The 17593-nt window shown below is 72.0% G+C and carries 16 protein-coding genes and 1 pseudogene; 5 read left to right on the plus strand and 12 right to left on the minus strand.

From position 1 onward, the window contains the following. Positions 1-226: 226 nt before the first annotated feature. From QUE40_RS16805 to QUE40_RS16815, 3 genes are all read right to left on the minus strand, one after another. Positions 227-955 (minus strand): flavodoxin family protein, encoded by a 729-nt coding sequence (locus QUE40_RS16805; protein ID WP_289231690.1) that lies wholly within the window; start codon positions 953-955, stop codon positions 227-229. 127 nt (positions 956-1082) lie between these two features. Continuing rightward, positions 1083-1532, minus strand: coding sequence for an alpha/beta fold hydrolase (locus tag QUE40_RS16810; RefSeq protein WP_289231691.1), 450 nt, complete (start codon positions 1530-1532; stop codon positions 1083-1085). Further along, complete coding sequence (locus QUE40_RS16815; RefSeq protein ID WP_289231692.1) at positions 1496-1885, minus strand: alpha/beta fold hydrolase; 390 nt, start codon at positions 1883-1885, stop codon at positions 1496-1498. The genes QUE40_RS16810 and QUE40_RS16815 overlap by 37 nt, the downstream gene beginning before the upstream one ends. A 232-nt stretch (positions 1886-2117) precedes the next feature. On the opposite strand from QUE40_RS16815, the gene QUE40_RS16820 reads away from it, so the two are divergent. The 3 genes from QUE40_RS16820 (at position 2118) to QUE40_RS16830 (ending at position 5361) form a co-directional block, all read left to right on the plus strand. After that, positions 2118-4046 (plus strand): catalase, encoded by a 1929-nt coding sequence (locus QUE40_RS16820; protein WP_289231693.1) that lies wholly within the window; start codon positions 2118-2120, stop codon positions 4044-4046. Next, positions 4004-4231 (plus strand): type 1 glutamine amidotransferase family protein, encoded by a 228-nt coding sequence (locus tag QUE40_RS16825; protein ID WP_289231694.1) that lies wholly within the window; start codon positions 4004-4006, stop codon positions 4229-4231. The genes QUE40_RS16820 and QUE40_RS16825 overlap by 43 nt, the downstream gene beginning before the upstream one ends. A gap of 227 nt (positions 4232-4458) precedes the next feature. Beyond that, positions 4459-5361, plus strand: coding sequence for a trypsin-like serine peptidase (locus QUE40_RS16830; protein ID WP_289231695.1), 903 nt, complete (start codon positions 4459-4461; stop codon positions 5359-5361). Positions 5362-5517: 156 nt separating this feature from the next. Here the strand turns inward: QUE40_RS16830 and QUE40_RS16835 are convergent, their stop codons facing one another. From QUE40_RS16835 to QUE40_RS16845, 3 genes are all read right to left on the minus strand, one after another. Continuing rightward, entirely contained in the window at positions 5518-5847 is a 330-nt protein-coding gene (locus tag QUE40_RS16835) for a DMT family transporter (protein WP_289231696.1), read from the minus strand. Next, positions 5847-6158, minus strand: coding sequence for a DMT family transporter (locus QUE40_RS16840; protein ID WP_350227001.1), 312 nt, complete (start codon positions 6156-6158; stop codon positions 5847-5849). The genes QUE40_RS16835 and QUE40_RS16840 overlap by 1 nt, the downstream gene beginning before the upstream one ends. A gap of 108 nt (positions 6159-6266) precedes the next feature. Further along, positions 6267-6554 (minus strand): DUF7218 family protein, encoded by a 288-nt coding sequence (locus QUE40_RS16845; protein ID WP_289231697.1) that lies wholly within the window; start codon positions 6552-6554, stop codon positions 6267-6269. A 107-nt stretch (positions 6555-6661) separates the two neighbouring features. Between QUE40_RS16845 and QUE40_RS16850 the strand changes: the two genes are divergently transcribed. Both QUE40_RS16850 and QUE40_RS16855 read left to right on the plus strand, forming a co-directional pair. Then, positions 6662-7354 (plus strand): HAD family hydrolase, encoded by a 693-nt coding sequence (locus QUE40_RS16850; protein WP_289231698.1) that lies wholly within the window; start codon positions 6662-6664, stop codon positions 7352-7354. 263 nt (positions 7355-7617) lie between these two features. Next, a complete protein-coding gene (locus QUE40_RS16855) occupies positions 7618-8445 on the plus strand; it encodes a serine hydrolase domain-containing protein (protein ID WP_433997092.1) in 828 nt (275 codons plus the stop codon). 165 nt (positions 8446-8610) lie between these two features. Here the strand turns inward: QUE40_RS16855 and katG are convergent, their stop codons facing one another. From katG to QUE40_RS16885, 6 genes and pseudogenes are all read right to left on the minus strand, one after another. Then, the gene (katG, locus tag QUE40_RS16860) at positions 8611-10863 is read right to left on the minus strand and encodes a catalase/peroxidase HPI (protein ID WP_289231700.1); all 2253 of its coding nucleotides are present in this window, start codon (positions 10861-10863) and stop codon (positions 8611-8613) included. Between the two features lie 58 nt (positions 10864-10921). Beyond that, positions 10922-11386, minus strand: coding sequence for a Fur family transcriptional regulator (locus tag QUE40_RS16865; RefSeq protein WP_289231701.1), 465 nt, complete (start codon positions 11384-11386; stop codon positions 10922-10924). Between the two features lie 73 nt (positions 11387-11459). Continuing rightward, on the minus strand, positions 11460-12386 hold the full coding sequence (locus QUE40_RS16870) for a carboxyl transferase domain-containing protein (RefSeq protein WP_289231702.1): 927 nt from the start codon (positions 12384-12386) through the stop codon (positions 11460-11462). A 1019-nt stretch (positions 12387-13405) separates the two neighbouring features. Further along, positions 13406-13957, minus strand: a pseudogene (locus tag QUE40_RS16875) (hypothetical protein); the annotation flags it as partial. After that, the gene (locus tag QUE40_RS16880; protein ID WP_289231703.1) at positions 13954-17001 is read right to left on the minus strand and encodes an ATP-binding protein; all 3048 of its coding nucleotides are present in this window, start codon (positions 16999-17001) and stop codon (positions 13954-13956) included. The gene QUE40_RS16880 and the pseudogene QUE40_RS16875, both read right to left, overlap by 4 nt. Before the next feature lie 146 nt (positions 17002-17147). Beyond that, positions 17148-17573, minus strand: coding sequence for a YccF domain-containing protein (locus QUE40_RS16885; protein WP_289231704.1), 426 nt, complete (start codon positions 17571-17573; stop codon positions 17148-17150). Positions 17574-17593: the final 20 nt, after the last annotated feature.

The following is a 17593-nucleotide window of genomic DNA, read 5'->3' on the forward strand; positions in this document are numbered from 1 at the left end:
GTCGAGTAGGCCGGCGAGGAACGAGCCGGCCGTATCGAGACCCCCCACGACACGGCGGTCGAGTAGGCCGGCGAGGAACGAGCCGGCCGTATCGAGACCCCCACGACACGGCGGTCGAGTAGGCCGGCGAGGAACGAGCCGGCCGTATCGAGACCCCCACGACACGGCGGTCGAGTAGGCCGGCGAGGAACGAGCCGGCCGTATCGAGACCCCCGACTCCCGCCACCTACGCCCGCCGCGGCAACGGCTCGGGGTTGCGGTGACCGAAGGTCTCGCCGCGCGAGATCGCATCCCGGTCGTTGCCGTACGTCGGCAGCGGGTTGGCCTTGAGCGTCGCCGCGAGGTGCATCAGGTTCCAGCTCATGATCGTGGTGTTGCGCTGGGTGAAGCTGTTGCCGAAGCCGACGGCGCCGTCGTCGGTCGGGTCGCCGTAGGACGGGCCGGGGCCGATCTCGCCGATCCAGCCGCAGTCGGCCTGCGGCGGGATCGCGCAGCCCAGGTGCTGCAGCGCGAACAGCAGCGACATGGCGGTGTGCTTCACCCCGTCCTCGTTGCCGGTGATCACCGCGCCGCCGACCTTGTTGTAGAAGATCGACTGGCCGCGGTCGTTCAGCTCGCCGGACATCGCGTACAGCCGCTCAATGATCCGCCGGCAGACCGAGCTCTCCTCGCCGAGCCACAGCGGCGTGCCGATGACCACGATGTCGGCGGCGTCGAAGATCGGCCACAGCCGCGGCCAGGCGTCGTCGGGGAACGTGTCGCTCATGTCGGGCTGCACCCCGGGAGCGATCGCGTGGCGCACGGCGTGCACCTCCTCGACCTCGACGCCCGCCCCGCGCATCAGGTGAGCGACCGCGTCGAGCAGCCGCCCGGTGTGCGAGGTCTGCGGGTCGGGGTTGAGCGTGCAATTGACCAGGACGGCCTTGAGGTCGTCATAGCGGGGAGCAGTCGTCATGCCACCCACTCTGCCCCGCGGCCGCCCGACGCAGCAGCAGGAACCGCCCCGGTTCCGCGACGCACGGCAGGCTGAGGGTGCACGTTGCGCCCACAACGCGGCGCCGCGTTGGGCGTGTCACGCACTCTCAGTCCGGTTCTGGTCTCAGCCCGGCGGCGCGCGCCAGCCAGTCGCGCAGCAGCGCCGTCGTGACCTCGGGGCGCTCGATCTGGGCGTTGTGGCCGGCGGCGTCGAGCACCGCGAAGGTGGCGCGCGGGAAGCGCTCGAGCAGCGCCCACTGGTCGGCGTAGCCGACAACCGAGTCCTGGCGACCGGTGAGGATCAGGGTCGGGCGGTCGTACGCCAGCGCCTCGCACTCCGGCAGCGCGTAACCGCCCGACTGGATCCGCTCCAGCGCCTCCTCGTCGGCGGTGGCCAGACCGGATCCGATCTCGGCGCAGAAGCGTTCGAACGTCTCGCGCGTCTGCACGACGGCCAGCGGCTCGAAGGTCGCGAGCTCGTCGGCGTCGAGCGAGGACATGAGCGCCTCGTCGCGCTCGATCACGGCGTGCTTCGGCACCGTGCGGTCGGCGTGCATCGGGACCACGACGGGGCACACCAGGGCGAGCGCCCGCACCTGCTCCGGCGCTGCCGCGCGAGCTCGGCCGCGAGATACCCGCCGTACGACTCCCCCACCAGCAGGTACGGCTCGTCGCCGACCGTGTCGGCCAGCGCCTGCTCGACGGCGGCGAGAACGTCTGGGGTGGAACGGATCTCGCGCGCGGCCGAGGACCCGCACCCGGGCAGGTCGAGGTAGATCCGGCGGTATCCCTCGGTCCCGGCGAAGACCGGCTCGAGCATGCCCGCCATCAGCCGCCGGTCGGGTCCGAACCCGTGCAGCGCGACGACCGGGGTGCCCTCGCCGACGATCTCGGTGCTCAGCGTCGCCATGCCCTCAGCATGCCCCAGAGGGAGGTCACCGGGTCTCGATACGCGGCTCGTCCCTCGCCGCTACTCGACCAGCGTGCGAGACCTTGCCGCTACTCGACCAGCGTGCGAGACCTTGCCGCTACTCGACCAGCGGGCGGGGCGATCTGACACCCCTGAGGGTCTGGTCCGACCTTGCGGTGGGTGCCTAGTCTCGGCGACGTCCAGCACACCACGAGATCGAAGGAGATTTCCTGTGGCTACCCCTCGCACCTCGTCCGCCAAGACCGGCGACGGGCTTCCCGAGGCCGTCGTCGGCAACGGCGGAGAGCTGCACCAGCTGCCGCGCGACGGCCAGGTCATGACCACCGCCCAGGGCACGCCGATCAGTGACGACCAGAACTCGCTGAAGGCCGGCGAGCGCGGCCCGACGCTGCTGTCGGACCAGGTGATGCGCGAGAAGATCTTCCACTTCGACCACGAGCGCATCCCCGAGCGCGTGGTGCACGCCCGCGGCTACGGCGCGCACGGCACGTTCGAGACGCTGGAGTCGCTGTCCGACGTCACCGTCGCCGACCTGTTCCAGAAGAAGGGGACCAAGACCCCGGCGTTCGTGCGGTTCTCGACCGTCGCCGGGCGCGCCGGTTCGTTCGACCTGGCCCGCGACGTGCGCGGCTTCGCCGTGAAGCTGTACACCCAGCAGGGCAACTGGGACATCGTCGGCAACAACATCCCGGTGTTCTTCATCCAGGACGCGATGAAGTTCCCCGACCTCGTGCACTCGGTCAAGGAGGAGCCGGACCGCGGCTTCCCGCAGGCCCAGTCGGCGCACGACACGTTCTGGGACTTCGTGTCGTTCATGCCCGAGTCGACCCACATGACGCTGTGGCAGATGTCCGACCGGGCGATCCCGCGCTCCTTCCGGTTCATGGAGGGCTTCGGCGTGCACACCTTCCGGTTCGTCGACGCCGACGGCAAGGGCACGTTCGTGAAGTTCCACTGGAAGCCGCGCCAGGGCGTGCAGTCGGTGGTCTGGAACGAGGCCGTCAAGATCAACGGCGCCGACCCCGACTTCCACCGCCGCGACCTGTGGGACGCCATCAACGCCGGCGACTTCCCGCAGTGGGACCTCGCGGTGCAGCTGTTCGACGACGAGGTCGCCGACTCCCTGCCGTTCGACGTGCTCGACCCGACCAAGGTCATCCCCGAGGAGGACGTGCCGCTGCGCGTCGTCGGCCGGCTCACGCTCGACCGGGTGGTCGACAACGAGTTCGCCGAGATCGAGCAGGCCGCGTTCTGCACGCAGAACGTCGTGCCGGGTGTCGACTTCACCAACGACCCGCTGCTGCAGGGCCGCAACTTCTCCTACCTCGACACCCAGCTCAGCCGCCTCGGCAGCACCAACTTCACCAAGCTGCCGATCAACGCCCCCAAGTGCCCGGTCGCGCACTTCCAGCGCGACGGGGCCATGCAGACGGAGATCCCGCAGACCGGACCGGTGGCGTACGAGCCGAACGGCTTCCCCGCTGACGTCACCGGGCCGCGGGCCGAGCCGCGTCCGCAGGAGGCGAGCTTCCGCTCGTTCGAGGCGCCCGTGGACGGCACGACCCGGCGCATCCGGCCCGAGTCGTTCGCCGACCACTACAGCCAGGCCCGGGTCTTCTGGATCAGCCAGACGCCGGTCGAGCAGCAGCACATCGTCGACGCCTACGTCTTCGAGCTCAGCAAGGTGAAGAACCCGCAGATCCGTTCCCGGGTGGTCGCCAACCTGCGCAACGTCGACGAGGACCTCGCGACCCAGGTCGCCGACGGGCTCGGCCTGCCGCTGCCCGACGCGAGCGAGCCGTTCGCTCCGGTGCGCACCGACCTGCCGGCCTCGCCCGCGCTGAGCATCCTGGCCGACCCGCCGGGCACGTTCGCCGGGCGCAAGCTGGGCCTGCTCGTGACCGACGGCAGCGACGCCAAGCTCGTCACGGCGCTGCAGGACGCCTTCACCAAGGCCAAGGCGATGGTGACGGTCGTCGCGCCGAAGGTCGGCGGGGCGAAGCTGTCCGACGGGACCCAGCTCGAGGGTGACGAGCTGCTCAAGGGTGCGCCGTCCGTACTGTTCGACGCCGTCGCGATCGTGCCCTCGGCCGAGGGGTGGCGCAGCTCGCCAAGGACCCCGCGGCCAAGGACTTCCTGAACGACGCGTTCAACCACTACAAGTTCATCGGCCTCGGCCCTGACGCGACGCCGCTCGTCGAGGCCGTCGGCCTCGCCGACAAGCTCGACGACACGACGCCGACGATCTCCTCCGCGAAGGACGCCAAGGACTTCGCGACGGAGTGCGCCCAGCTGCGCGCCTGGGAGCGCCCGGTCAGCGAGTAGCCCGCCGGTCGCCCCTCATCGCCTCTGCCCCGGTCCTTTCACCCTTTCGGACCGGGGCAGAGGTGTGTCGTGGGGCGGGGTGGATGCTTCCTTGCCAACTCCTGACCTTTGCCAGACCCCGCCTAGAGCAACGGCTTCCTAACGTCGAGGGACAGCCTGCCGGTCGACGGGGCGGCCCCAGGTGACTCCCCTGGAAAGCAAAGGACAAGTCAGTGATGAAGAAGAGCATGACTCTGCTCAGCGCGGTCGGTGCCCTCACCCTGGGCGTCGGCGTCGCAGGTCCCGCCACCAGCGCTCCCGCCGACCCCGACACCAACCCGTCGGTCGAGCGCAAGGCCGCCGCCACGACCAAGGCCGAGCAGCAGCGGGTGCGCGACTACTGGACCCCGGAGCGGATGAAGAACGCCAAGCCGCGTGACATCTCCGGCAAGGGCCAGCCGCAGAAGGCGCTCAAGGGCAAGCCGCAGCCGCAGGCCGGCGGCCAGGCCGTGCAGGTCGCCCCGCAGCCGACGCTCGGCAAGGTGTTCTTCACCCTCGGCGGCCAGAACTACGTCTGCTCCGGCACCGCGACCAACAGCGGCAACGGCGACGTCGTGACGACCGCTGGTCACTGCCTCAACGAGGGCCCGGGCGCCTACGCCACGAACTTCGCGTTCGTGCCGGCCTACGACAACAACAACCGCCCCTACGGCACCTGGGTCGCCAAGTCGCTGCTGACCACCACGCAGTGGAAGAACTCCGGCGACTTCAACTACGACGTGGGCTTCGCCGTCATGGCCGAGAACAGCAGCGGACGCAGCCTGACCCAGGTCGTCGGTGGCCGTCAGATCGGCTTCGACATGGGTTACCGCCTGCCGTTCGAGTCGTTCGGCTACCCGGCCGCCGCGCCGTACGACGGTCAGCGGCTGTGGAAGTGCTCCGGCACCTCGATCACCGACACCCGCGGCGGCTCGATGGACCACGGCCTGCCGTGCAGCATGACCGGCGGCTCCTCCGGCGGCGGCTGGTTCACGAACGGCGTTCTGAACTCGGTGAACTCGTTCAAGTACGGCAACGACAACACCACGATGTGGGGCCCCTACTTCGGCAGCGTCGTCCGCTCGGTCTACACGGCCGCCGCGGCCAGCTGACCCGCCCCCACGCTGGTCGAGTAGGCCGGCTCAAGCCGGTCGAGTAGGCCGAGGCGCTAGCCGAGGCCGTATCGAGACCCAGTCCCCGCAGGACTGGTCTCGATACGGCCCGCTCGTCCCTCACGGGCCTACTCGACCGGCGTTTGTCGTTGTCGCCTACTCGACCGGCGTCGTGGCGCCGAGCTCGATCAGCAGCACCCCTCCGGCGATGAGGGCGATGCCGCCGGCCATCAGACCGCTGAACGGCTCGCGGAACACCACGCGCGAGACCAGGGCGGTGAGCGCGACGCCGACCGCCGCCCACACGCCGTACGCCATCCCCAGCGGCATCCCCGCGCGCAGCGTGAGGCTGAGGCAGGTGAAGGCGACGGCGTAACCCGCGAGCACGCCGGCGTACCAACGCTTTTCGCCGAGCGCTGCCATGCGCAGCGACGCAGTGCCGAACACCTCGCAGACGATCGCCACGACGAGGAAGGCCCACGCCATCACGCCGCCCCGTGGGCGCGGCGCTGCGCGGCCTGCGAGCCCAGCTCGACGACGAGCACGCCGGCGCAGACGAGCGCCAGGCCGACACCCATCAGCGCGGTGAGCGGCTCGCCGAACAGCACGGTGGAGGCGAAGGCGGTCAGCGCGACGCCGACCGCGCCCCAGATGCCGTAGGCCACGCCGAGCGGCATGCCCGCGCGCAGCACGAGCGCGAGGAAGGCGAAGGAGGCGACGTAGCCGACGGCGACGACGGCGTACAGCGCCGGTCGGTCCAGCGCCCCTTCAACGACAGCGAGGCCGACACCTCGCACCCAATCGCGCCTGCGAGCAGCAGCCACCGCCTCATGCCGCAACGATCGCACGGCGCGGCCGCGCGCCGGCGGGCGGTCGCACCGGCGGAGCGAACGACCGGCGGGCGGCTACTGACCCGACCGCAGCGCCTCGATGAGCTCGTCCTTGGACATGCTCGACCGGCCCTCGACGCCCAGCTCCTGCGCGCGCTCGAGCAGCTCGTCCTTGGTCCACTCGTCGTAGCTCTCCGACTCGCCGCCGCGGCGGCCCACCTCGGAGCGCGAGGAGCTCGCCGCCGCGTTGGCGATGCGCGCAGCCTTCTGCTTGCTGGCGCCCTCGTCGCGCAGCGCCTCGTAGACCTCGTCGTCCTTCACCGAGGGGCCGGGCTCGTCGCGCTGGGACTTGTCGCTGGGCATGACGCCTCCTCCAGGGATCGTCCTCCCACGGTGGCACCGGCGCTGGCGGCGTTCAACCGTTCGCCGGGGTGTGGTGCCGCGTGCCGGCCGACACCTACCGTGCTCAGGTGAGTCTTGCGCGCGAACCTCGTTCTGCCCTGGTGCTTCTCGACATCGACGGCACGCTTGTCGACAGCACCTATCACCATGCGCTCGCCTGGCAGCGCGCCTTCCGTCGCCACGACCTGGACTTCCCGTTCTGGCGGATCCACCGGTCGGTCGGCATGGGCGGCGACAAGCTCGTCGGCGCGGTCGGCGGCGACGAGGTCGAGGAGCGGCTGGGCGACGCGTTGCGCGAGGCGTGGCAGGAGGAGTTCGAGCCGCTGAGCGACGAGGTGCGTCCGCTGCCCGGCGCGCATGACCTGCTGCGCGACCTCGCCGACCGCGACATCCCCGCCGCGCTGGCGTCGTCGGGCGAGCGCGTGTTCGCCGAGAAGGCGATGCAGCAGCTCGGGGCCGCGTCGCTGGTCGAGGCGCTGACCAGCTCGGCCGACGCGCGGGAGTCCAAGCCGCAGCCCGACCTGCTCGCGGCGACCCTCGAGGAGGTGCCGGCGCGGCGCGCGGTTCTCGTCGGGGACACGCCGTACGACATCGAGGCGGCCAGCCGCGCCGGCCTCGCCTGCGTGGCCGTGCGCTCCGGTGGTTTCGCCGACACCGAGCTCGCCGAGGCCGACGCGATCGTCGACGGCCCTGCCGACCTGGTCGGCTTCGACTGGGACCCGGTGCTGCGCGACGTGGGGGACGCCGACCCCAGGCTGTGACCGACGATCCTGCCGCTCGAACCGGCACGGCGACGGCCCGGATCGCGGTCTACGATGCGGCCCGTGCCCGACCTCGCCGCCCAGGTGTCCAAGCTCGCTCGCGGCAAGGTCGCCTTCGCCGGCGTCGTCACGCCCGACGGCACCACGACGACCCACGCCCACGCTGGTCGAGTAGCCCGCGAGCCCCACGCTGGTCGAGTAGCCCGCGAGGAACGAGCGGGCGTATCGAGACCCCCACCCCGAAACCCGAGCCCGACCTCGAGATCGGTTCTGTCACCAAGGGATTCACGGGCCTGCTGTACGTCGACGCGGTCGAGCGCGGCGAGGTGCGCCCGAGCAGCACCCTGGGTGAGTTCCTCGACCTGGGCGACTCGTTCGCGGCCTCCGCGACGCTGGAGGCGGTGAGTCGGCACCGCTCCGGACTGCCTCGGCTGGCGGTGATCCCCGACGCCGCCGCCCGGTCCTGGCGGCTGTGGCGACACGGCGCCAACCCCTACGGCGACTCCCTCGAGACGCTGCTGAAGCACGCGCGCGGCACCAAGGGCCGGCGCAGCACCCGGCCGAGCTACTCCAACCTCGGCTTCCAGCTGCTCGGGCACGCGCTCGCCGCAGCGGCGGGGACGACGTACGTCGAGCTGCTGCGCACCCGGCTGCTGGACCCGCTCGGCATGACGACGACGTACGCCCCGCGCATCCCCGCGGAGCTGCGCCCGGAGGCGGTGGCCGGCACGGGGCTGTTCGGCGCGCGGCGCGACCCGTGGGTCGGGGAGGACATCGGCCCCGCCGGCGGAATCCGAAGCACCGCAACGGATCTGGCGATCTTTGCTCGCGCGTTGCTCGACGGCGCGGTGCCGGGGATCGCCGCGCTCGACCCGGTCGAGGCGTTCGGCCGCGACCTGCGGGTCGGTGCCGGGTGGATGACCAGCCCGGTCCGGGGGCGGCGCGTGACCTGGCACAACGGCGGCACCGGCGGGTGCGCCAGCTGGTTCGGGCTGGACCGCGAGAACGGGCGGGCGGCGTACGTCGTGCTCGCCGAGCTGCGCAAGGTCGACCACGTCGCCCAGAACCTCCTGGTCGACCCGACGCTCTGACCGGCGGCGGCCAACCCGCTGGAACCGCGTTTGAGCCCTCTGACTTCGCTGCAGCGAAGTCAGAGGGCTCAAACCGCGTTCTGGCTGGGGGTCGGGGTCGGACCCGTCACGAGGTCTCGATGCGGCCCGCTCGTCCCTCGCGGGCCTACTCGACCAGCGTGCGGGTCAGCGGTGCAGGTCGAAGCGGTCGGCCTCCATGACCTTGACCCACGCGGTGACGAAGTCGCGCACGAACTGCACCTGCGCGTCGTCACTGGCGTAGACCTCGGCCACGGCGCGCAGCTCGGAGTTGGACGAGAACACCAGGTCGGCGCGGCTGCCGGTCCACTGCTGCCCGTCCGGCCCGGTGCCCTGGAAGGTGTCGGCGCCCTCGGCGCCGGTCCAGTGCGTGCCCAGGTCGAGCAGGTTGACGAAGAAGTCGTTCGTCAGCTGACCGACGCGGTCGGTGAAGACGCCGACCTGCGAGTCACCGGTGTTGGCGCCCAGCACCCGCAGACCGCCGACGAGCACGGTCATCTCGGGCGCGGTGAGGCCGAGCAGGTTCGCCCGGTCGACGAGGGCGTACTCCGCCGGGAGGGCGGTGTCGCCGCGGTCGAAGTTGCGGAAGCCGTCGGCCCTGGGCTCCAGCGGCTCGAAGCTCTCGGCGTCGGTCTGCTCCTCCGTCGCGTCGGTGCGGCCCGGCGTGAACGGCACGGCGATCTCGGTGCCGGCGGCCTTCGCGGCGTCCTCGACGCCCACGCCGCCGGCGAGCACGATCACGTCGGCGAGCGAGACCTGCGCCCCGCCCGCGCCGTTGAAGTCGGACACGACGCCCTCGAGCTGGCTCAGCGTCGCGGCGAGCTGCTGCGGGTCGTTGACCGCCCAGCTGCGCTGCGGCTCCAGGCGCACCCGGGCGCCGTTGGCGCCGCCGCGCTTGTCACTGATCCGGAAGCTGCCGGCCGAGGCCCACGCGACCTTGACCAGGTCGCTCACCGACAGACCGGTGGCCCGGATGCGCTCCTTGAGGTCGGCGACGTCGCTGTCGCTGACGACCCCGCCCTGCGGCGCCGGCACCGGGTCCTGCCAGATGAGGTCCTCCGACGGCACCTCCGGCCCGAGATAGCGCACCTTCGGCCCCATGTCGCGGTGGGTCAGCTTGAACCAGGCGCGGGCGAACGCGTCGGCGAACTCCTGCGGGTTCTCGTAGAACCGGCGCGAGATCTTCTCGTACGCCGGGTCCACCCGCAGCGACAGGTCCGTCGTGAGCATGGTCGGCGGGCGGGTCAGCGAGCCGTCCTCGGGGTCGGGCACGGTGTTCGCGCCAGCGCCGTCCTTGGGCTGCCACTGGTGGGCGCCCGCGGGGCTCTTGGTCAGCTCCCACTCGTAGCCGAACAGCACCTCGAAGAAGCTGTTGTCCCACGTCGTCGGGGTCGGGGTCCAGGTGACCTCGAGACCGCTGGTGATGGCGTCGCGGCCCTTGCCGCTGCCGTAGGAGCTGATCCAGCCGAGGCCGTTCGCCTCGAGGTTCGCAGCCTCCGGCTCGGGGCCGACGTGCCCCTCGGGGTCGGCCGCGCCGTGCGTCTTGCCGAAGGTGTGGCCGCCGGCGATCAGCGCGACGGTCTCCTCGTCGTTCATCGCCATCCGGCCGAACGTCTCGCGGATGTCGATCGCGGCGCGCGCCGGGTCGGGCTCGCCGTTGGGGCCCTCGGGGTTGACGTAGATCAGACCCATCTGGACCGCGGCGAGCGGGTTCTCCAGGTCGCGCTCGCCGGTGTATCGGCTGTCGCCGAGCCAGGTGGTCTCCGAGCCCCAGTAGACGTCGTCGTCGGGCTCCCACGCGTCGACCCGGCCACCGCCGAAGCCGAACGTCTCCAGGCCCATCGTCTCCAGCGCGACGTTGCCGGTGAGGACCAGCAGGTCGGCCCAGGACAGCGACTTCCCGTACTTCTTCTTGACCGGCCACAGCAGCCGGCGCGCCTTGTCGAGGTTGGCGTTGTCGGGCCAGCTGTTCAGCGGCGCGAACCGCTGCTGCCCGGCCCCGGCGCCGCCGCGGCCGTCGGCGACGCGGTAGGTGCCGGCGCTGTGCCAGGCCATCCGGATCATCAGCGGGCCGTAGTTGCCGAAGTCGGCCGGCCACCAGTCCTGGGAGGTGGTGAGCACCTCGGCGATGTCGCGCTTGACCGCGGCGAGGTCGAGGGTCTGGAACGCCTCGGCGTAGTCGAAGTCGTCGGCGAGCGGGCTGCGCGCCGGCGGGTTCTTGGCGAGGATCTTCAGGTTCAGCCGGTTCGGCCACCACTGCTGGTTGGCGTCGCCCTGGGTGGGCTTCACCAGCTCGTGCATGACGGGGCACTTGCCCTCGCCAGCGTCGGCGTCGTTCATCTCGCCGAGCTCGGTGGTGTTGTCGACCTGCTCGTCGAGCTCGGACTCGTTGACAGACATCGGTGTCCTTTCCGGTGGGGCGGTGGTGGGTGTCGTACGTCGGTGGAAGGTTCGGGGGTCAGGCCGGGCTGGGTGCGGCGGCCGCCGCGCAGCGTGCGCACCGGCCCCAGTAGATGACCTCGGCCTCGTCGACGACGAAGCCGCCGGCCTGCGGGCCGAGCGCTGCGGGGTCGAGCGCCGGCTCGAGGCACGGGGCTGCGCCGACCGAGCAGTCGACGTCGCTCACCGCACCGCACTCGCGGCACACCAGGTGGTGGTGGTTGTCGCCCACGCGCAGCTCGTAGCGCGCCGCGGAGCCGGCGGGCTGGATGCGCCGCAGCAGACCGAGCTCGGCGAAGGTGTTGAGGCAGTCGAAGATCGCCTGGCGGGAGACGGCAGGCAGCTCGCGGCGCACCTGGTCGACGATCGCGCGGGCGTCGGCGTGCGGGGCGTCGTGGACCGCGCGCAGCACCGCCACGCGGGGGCGCGTGACGCGCAGACCCGCGCCGCGCAGGGCGGCGGTCTCGTCGAGCTCGTGAGGCACGGCACCCACCTTCACGGACTCATTGGACCGAGTCAAGATATCTCCCGGTCGTCTCACCCTTCGGAAGGGGTGCTCACCCCTGCGCAGGAGTGCGGTCCACACCGAGCCCCGCCGCGAGCGTGTCGACGATCTTGGGGCGCAGCTGCCCCGCGGAGATCACCTCGTCGACCGAGCCGACCTCGACCGCGCGGTGCACGCTGTGCACCCGGTCGAACTCGGTGGCGACCTCGCCGAGCTTCTCGCTGCGCACCGCCTGGCGGGCCTCGGCGAGCTCGGTCGCGAGCGCCGCCCGCTCGGTCTCCGACGCCTCGGCGAGGCGGCTCTCCAGGCTGGTCACCCGCTCGTCCTGGGCGGTGCGCGCGTCGACGTCGCGGGTGAAGACGACCGCGGCGGCCGGCGCGCCGCCGATCACCGAGGCGAACGACCCCTCGAGCGCGAGCACCGTCATCTGCGGGTTGAGCGCCTTGGAGAAGACCACGAACGCGCCGCCGTGGTAGCGCGAGATCACGCAGAACACGATCGGGCGGTCGAAGTTGACGATGGCGCGGCCGATCTCGGCGCCGTACTCCAGCTGCAGGTTGCGCATCGACTCCGGCGACCCGTCGAAGCCGGAGAGGTTGGCCAGCACGACGACCGGGCGGTTGCCGCGCGCGGCGTTGATCGCCCGGGCGGTCTTCTTCGACGACCGCGGGAAGAGCGTGCCGGCGGTGTAGACGTCGGGCCCGTCGGTGGGCGGAAAGCCCCGCCGCGCAACGGGTTTCGACTCGATCCCGATCAAGGTGACGGGGAAGCCGCCGATGTGGGCGTCGTACACGACCGACGTCTCGGCGTCGGCCATGCCGGCCCACCGCTCGAGCGTGACGTGGTCCTGGTCGGCCACCGCGGCCATGACCGTGCGGATGTCGAACGCCTTCTTGCGGTCGGGGTTCTTCTCGACCGAGAAGATGTCGCCGACGGTCGCGAAGCCGGAGTCGGCCGGGTCGTGGGGGTAGTCCTGCACGTCGCGGTCGACCGGGTCGGTCGTCGGGGCGCGCCGCGGCCCTGCTCGCCGGGGGCGACGTACGCGTGGTCGTAGTGCGACATCAGGATGCCGAGCGCGCCGGCGAGGTTGGGCGCCCAGTACTGCGCCTGGCCGTTCGGCCCCATGACGCGGTCGAAGCCGCCGATGCCGTGGTTGTCCTCGGCCGAGACGCCGCCGGAGAAGTCGAGCGACTGCTTGCCGGTCAGCACCATTGCGCTGTCCGGGGTCATCACCAGGATGCCCTTGGTGTGCATGAGCATCGTGGCCTCGGCGTTCCAGTAGGGCTGGGCGCCGACGTTGATGCCCGCGACGACGATGTTGATCTCGCCGCCGGCCTGGGTGAACTCCACGATGCGCTTGAGCGCCTTGGCGACCCAGTCCATGTTCTCGGTGCCGGAGTCCATCGAGATGCGGGCGCCCGCGGACACGGCGAACCACTCGACGGGCACGCCCAGCTCGCTCGCGAGCTCGAGCGCGGCCATCACCCGGGCGCACTCGGGCTCGCCCAGGGCGCCGAGCGCGCGCAGCGGATCCCCGCACAGCACAACGCGTTTCACGCCCTCGGGGTATCGCTGGGTCGGCGTCGAGATGACCCCGACGATCATGCCGGAGCTGTTGCGGCCGTACGCCCGGTCGACCGGGACGAGCCGGCCGGACTCGTCGAGGTCGTACTCCTGGGCGGTGCCGCCCACGCCGGCGATGAGCGACTGCAGCTCGTAGGGGTAGACCGTGCCGCGCCGGCGGGCGCGGATGACCTTCTGCTGGTAGTCGTCGAGCGGGGCGAGGCGCTCGGTCGGCGGCCCCTCGATCGAGCTCACGACGCCCGAGCCGGGCTGGTAGTGGAAGCGCGCCACGAGCGGCACCACCTCACCGTCGGCGGCGGCGATGCGGCCGCCGACGCGCAGCTCCTCGATGCCGGCGCCCGCGGTGAGCGGCGCGATCTTCGACTTCAGGGCGGTGAGCTGGTCCAGGTCGGCCTCGATCGGCGGCCAGATCTGCACCCAGACGTAGTTCAGGTCGAGCCGTTCGCCGCTGCTCGCGGCGCGCGCGCGGCGGATCGCCTCGAGACAGTTGGCGATGGCCCGCTCGGCGTGCGGCAGGCCCACGACCTTGCCGTCGTCGTCGCGCACGACGGCCAGCTGGCGGACCTGCGCGAGGGCCACCAGGCGTACGTCGGACTCGTTGCCCGGGGCGACGCAGCGATAGAGCAGCACGTCCTCGGGCGCGTCGAGGCGGGTGATGTCGAAGTCGGCGAGGCGCCACAGGTTGAGGCGCCGCCCGACCATCGGGTGCACGCCGCGGATGAGGGCGTCCTCCTGGAGCGACCCGTCGGGCTGCGGGCGGAAGGTGAAGTAGCCGACCGGGCGGCCCGCGTCGGGGCAGACCGCGACGGCGACGCGGCGCACGGTGGCGGTGAAGTCGAGCTGGGAGAGCCGCTCGGCGAGCGCGGCGGCCGCCTCGTCGGGCGTCGCGGGCTCGTCGGGCCAGGCGAGGTAGAGGTCGACGACCGCCTCGTGACCCTCCGGGCGGGCGGCGAGCTGCTCGCTCACCCCGGTGACCAGGTCGCTGCCGGGCGCGAGCTCGGAGACCCGGCCGATGGTGGTGACCAGGTGCGTCGGCCGGTCGTCGAGGGTGTAGTCGGCGACGGCGTACGGCCGGGCGGCGAGGGTGAGCTCGCGCAGGTTGCGCAGGTCGTGCTCGCGGTAGTGCCGCTTGACCAGAACCGCCAGCATCGGCTCGTCCTCGGGCAGCCGGTCGCCCTCGAGGTGCTCGGCGAGGAAGCGCACGATCTGCTCGGGGATCGCGGCGAGCTGGTCGATGCGCGCGTCGCGGTCGGGGCCGGCGGGGGTCCCCGCGATCGCGACCAGCTCGTCGCGCACGCCGCCGAGCACGCTGCGCCGCTCGCTGTCGACCAGCGGTTGGTCGAACCAGCGGAACCGCACGCTGCGCGCGAGGTCGCCGACCACGGGGAAGCGCAGCTGGGTCGCGACGACGAGGCGGTCGAGCACGTCGCGGGCAACCGCGTCGAGCGGCGGCTGGGGCGGCGGCTCGGCGATCCAGCGCTGCAGCAGGCTGGAGACCAGCTGCACGTCGGGGGCCGAGCGCAGCTGGGCGAGGAAGATGCGGAAGACCGCCTGCTCGAGCTCGGGGTGCGGTCCAGGCTCGCGACGCCGTAGTGGCGCAGCACCCGGCGCAGCTTGGTGCGGAACTCCTCGGGCAGCGCCCCGCGGTCGGGGTCGAGGCTGGTCAGGTAGGTGTGGAAGTGCTCGCGCGGGCTGTGCACCCGGGTCTCCAGGTGCAGGTCCTCCCCGACCGGCCGGTTGCGGGACAGCTCGGCGAAGTCGGCGAACGTGCCGACCAGCTCCAGCTCCTCGGCGAGCGGCGTGGCGCCCTCGGCGGCGAGCTGCTCGCCCTCGCGCAGGTAGTCGGCGAGGGTGCGCCCCTCGTCGCGCGGGTCGACGTCGTAGCCGAGCAGCATCGCCGACAGGTCGGCGCGCAGCCGCTCGACGCGGCCGGCGAGCGAGGTCGGCATGGCGTCCCCGTCGGGCAGGTCGAGGTCGACCTCCTCGCCCGCGGTGGACGCCTCGGCGACGCCGTCGCCGACCGGCTCCAGACGTACGAGCGGGGCGCCGGTCTCGACCTGGCTGCCCGTCGCGACGAGCAGCTCCTTGACCCGCGCGGGGAACGGCGCCGGCAGCACCGTCTCCATCTTCATCGACTCCAGCACCAGCACCGGGGCGCCGGCCTCGACCTCGTCACCGACCGCCGCCGGGGTGGCCACGACCAGGGCCGGAGCGGGCGAGCGCAGCACGCCGCCCTCGTCGAGACTGACCCGGTGGGTGACGCCGTCGACCTCGACGAGCTGCACGGGTCCGTGGTTGGCGGTGACGAGGCGGTGGTTGCGGCCGCCGATGCGGATGCGGCTGGCGTAGTCGTTGATGCGGTCGACGTCGGCGTCGACCGTCTGCTCGGTGGCGCCGGTCGCGACGAGCACGCGGTACCGGGTGGGGCCGATGCGCGACACGGTGACCTTGTACGGCGCGCCGCGCAGCTTCAGGTCGACCGCGCGCCCGGTGCGGTGCTGCACCTGGGGGCGGCCGCCACGGGCGGTCTCGAGCAGGCGAGTGCGCTCGACCTCCTCCTCGGCGACGTACGCCTCGATGCCGGCGGCGACCAGCGCGACGCCGGAGTGGCGCGTGGTGACCAGACCGCCCTCGGCGCGGGTGCGGTCGATCCAGCCGGTGTCGGCCCACTCGACCCCCTCGCCGCCGACGACCTCGGGGGCGTCGAGCAGCTCGAGCACGAAGCTCTTGTTGGTCGCGCCACCCTCGATGACGACGGTGGTCTCGGACATCGCGCGGCGCAGGCGGGCCAGCGCCTCGTCGCGGTCGCGGCCGAACGCGATGATCTTCGCGATCATCGAGTCGAAGTCGGCGGGGATCGAATCCCCTTCAGCCACACCGGTGTCCACGCGGATGCCCGGGCCGGCCGGAAGCTCGAGCAGGGTGATCTTGCCGGGGCTCGGCGCGAAGTCGCGGTCGGGGTCCTCGGCGTTGAGGCGGGCCTCGACGGCGTGTCCGACCTCGGCCGGCTTGTCGCCCTCGAGCCGACCGCCGGAGGCGACGTGGATCTGCAGCTTCACCAGGTCGGTGTCGGTGGTGACCTCGGTGATGGGGTGCTCGACCTGCAGGCGGGTGTTGACCTCGAGGAAGGCGAAGAAGCGCTCGGTCGGGTGATAGAGGAACTCGACGGTGCCGGCGCCGGCGTAGCCCACCGCCACGGCGAGCCGCTCGGCGCTGGCCTTGAGCTCTTCGACCTGGTCGGCGTCCAGCAGCGGCGAGGCCGACTCCTCGATGATCTTCTGGTTGCGGCGCTGCACCGAGCAGTCGCGCACACCGATCGCCCAGGCGGTGCCCTGCCCGTCGGCGATGACCTGCACCTCGACGTGGCGGGCGCCGGTGACGAGGCGCTCCAGGAAGACGACGCCGGAGCCGAAGGCGCGCTCGGCCTCGTCGCGGGTGCGTTCGTACGCCTCGGTCAGCTCCGCGTCGGACGACACCTTGCGGATGCCGCGGCCGCCGCCGCCGGCCGTCGCCTTGAGCATGAGCGGGTAGCCGATCTCGGCCGCGGCCGCCTTGGCGTCGTCGAGGGTGTCGACCCCGCCGCGGCTCCACGGCGCGACGGGCACGCCGACCTCCTCGGCGATCAGCTTGGAGCCGATCTTGTCGCCGAGCTTGCGCATCGCCTCGGCGCTCGGGCCGATGAACGTCACGCCGATGCGCTCGCACAGCTCGGCGAAACCGGGGTCCTCGGCGACGAATCCCCAGCCGACCCAGGCGGCGTCTGCACCGGTCTCGCGCAGCGCCTTCTCGAGCACGTCGTAGTCGAGGTAGGGCCGGTTCGCGGCCGGGCCGAGGTCGTACGCCAGGTCGGCCTCGCGCACGAACATCGCCCGGCGCTCGCCCTCGGTGTGCAGCGCGACGGTCTCGATGTGCGGGCCGTCCGGGCCGGCCGCGGCGTTGAGGTCGCGGACCGCGTGGATGAGGCGCATCGCGGCCTCGCCACGGTTGACGATGGCAATGCGCGAGAACATGGGCAGGCTCCTTCAACAACCTCGCCGGCGGCGGTCGTACGGTCGGGCTCAGTCGTGCGCACCCGCGGTGCGCAGGCCGCCAGCCTGCCACCTCGCCCGGACGGACGCGGGGGCGAACCCGAACCGGCGGGTAGCCAAGGGGCGCCTCAACGGGTGGGGAGGCCCACTCCGGTGGGGGCGCCGGCGCGCAGCTGCGCCTGGTCGATCGGGACGATGTCCTTGCCGAGCGGGAAGCAGGTCACCGGGATCATCTTGAGGTTGGCCAGCGCGAGCGGGATGCCGATGATCGTGATCGCCTGGAACAGGGCCGTGACGACGTGCCCGATCGCGAGCCAGAGGCCGGCCACCACGAACCAGACCACGTTGCCGATGCCGGAGGCCAGGCCCGCGGTCGGCTTGGCGACCACGGTGCGGCCGAACGGCCAGAGCGCGAAGCCGGCCATCCGGAACGACGCGATCCCGAACGGGATGGTGATGATGAAGATGCAGGCGATCACGCCGAAGAACACGTAGAGCAGGGCGAGCCAGAACCCGCCGAAGACCAGCCAGATGAGGTTCAGCAGCAGCCGCATGGCCCCATTCTGCCGTGCCT

This window comes from Barrientosiimonas endolithica, assembly GCF_030296655.1.
Classification (GTDB): Bacteria; Actinomycetota; Actinomycetes; order Actinomycetales; family Dermatophilaceae; genus Barrientosiimonas; species Barrientosiimonas humi.

Bases quoted from the DNA above. Each gene is read 5' to 3' on its own strand.
- QUE40_RS16805 (WP_289231690.1), bottom strand. From the start codon at position 955: ATGACGACTGCTCCCCGCTATGACGACCTCAAGGCCGTCCTGGTCAAT.
- QUE40_RS16815 (WP_289231692.1), bottom strand. From the start codon at position 1,885: ATGGCGACGCTGAGCACCGAGATCGTCGGCGAGGGCACCCCGGTCGTC.
- katG (WP_289231700.1), bottom strand. From the start codon at position 10,863: ATGTCTGTCAACGAGTCCGAGCTCGACGAGCAGGTCGACAACACCACC.
- QUE40_RS16810 (WP_289231691.1), bottom strand. From the start codon at position 1,532: ATGCACGCCGACCGCACGGTGCCGAAGCACGCCGTGATCGAGCGCGAC.
- QUE40_RS16830 (WP_289231695.1), top strand. From the start codon at position 4,459: ATGACTCTGCTCAGCGCGGTCGGTGCCCTCACCCTGGGCGTCGGCGTC.
- QUE40_RS16885 (WP_289231704.1), bottom strand. From the start codon at position 17,573: ATGCGGCTGCTGCTGAACCTCATCTGGCTGGTCTTCGGCGGGTTCTGG.
- QUE40_RS16880 (WP_289231703.1), bottom strand. From the start codon at position 17,001: ATGTTCTCGCGCATTGCCATCGTCAACCGTGGCGAGGCCGCGATGCGC.
- QUE40_RS16835 (WP_289231696.1), bottom strand. From the start codon at position 5,847: ATGGCGTGGGCCTTCCTCGTCGTGGCGATCGTCTGCGAGGTGTTCGGC.
- QUE40_RS16845 (WP_289231697.1), bottom strand. From the start codon at position 6,554: ATGCCCAGCGACAAGTCCCAGCGCGACGAGCCCGGCCCCTCGGTGAAG.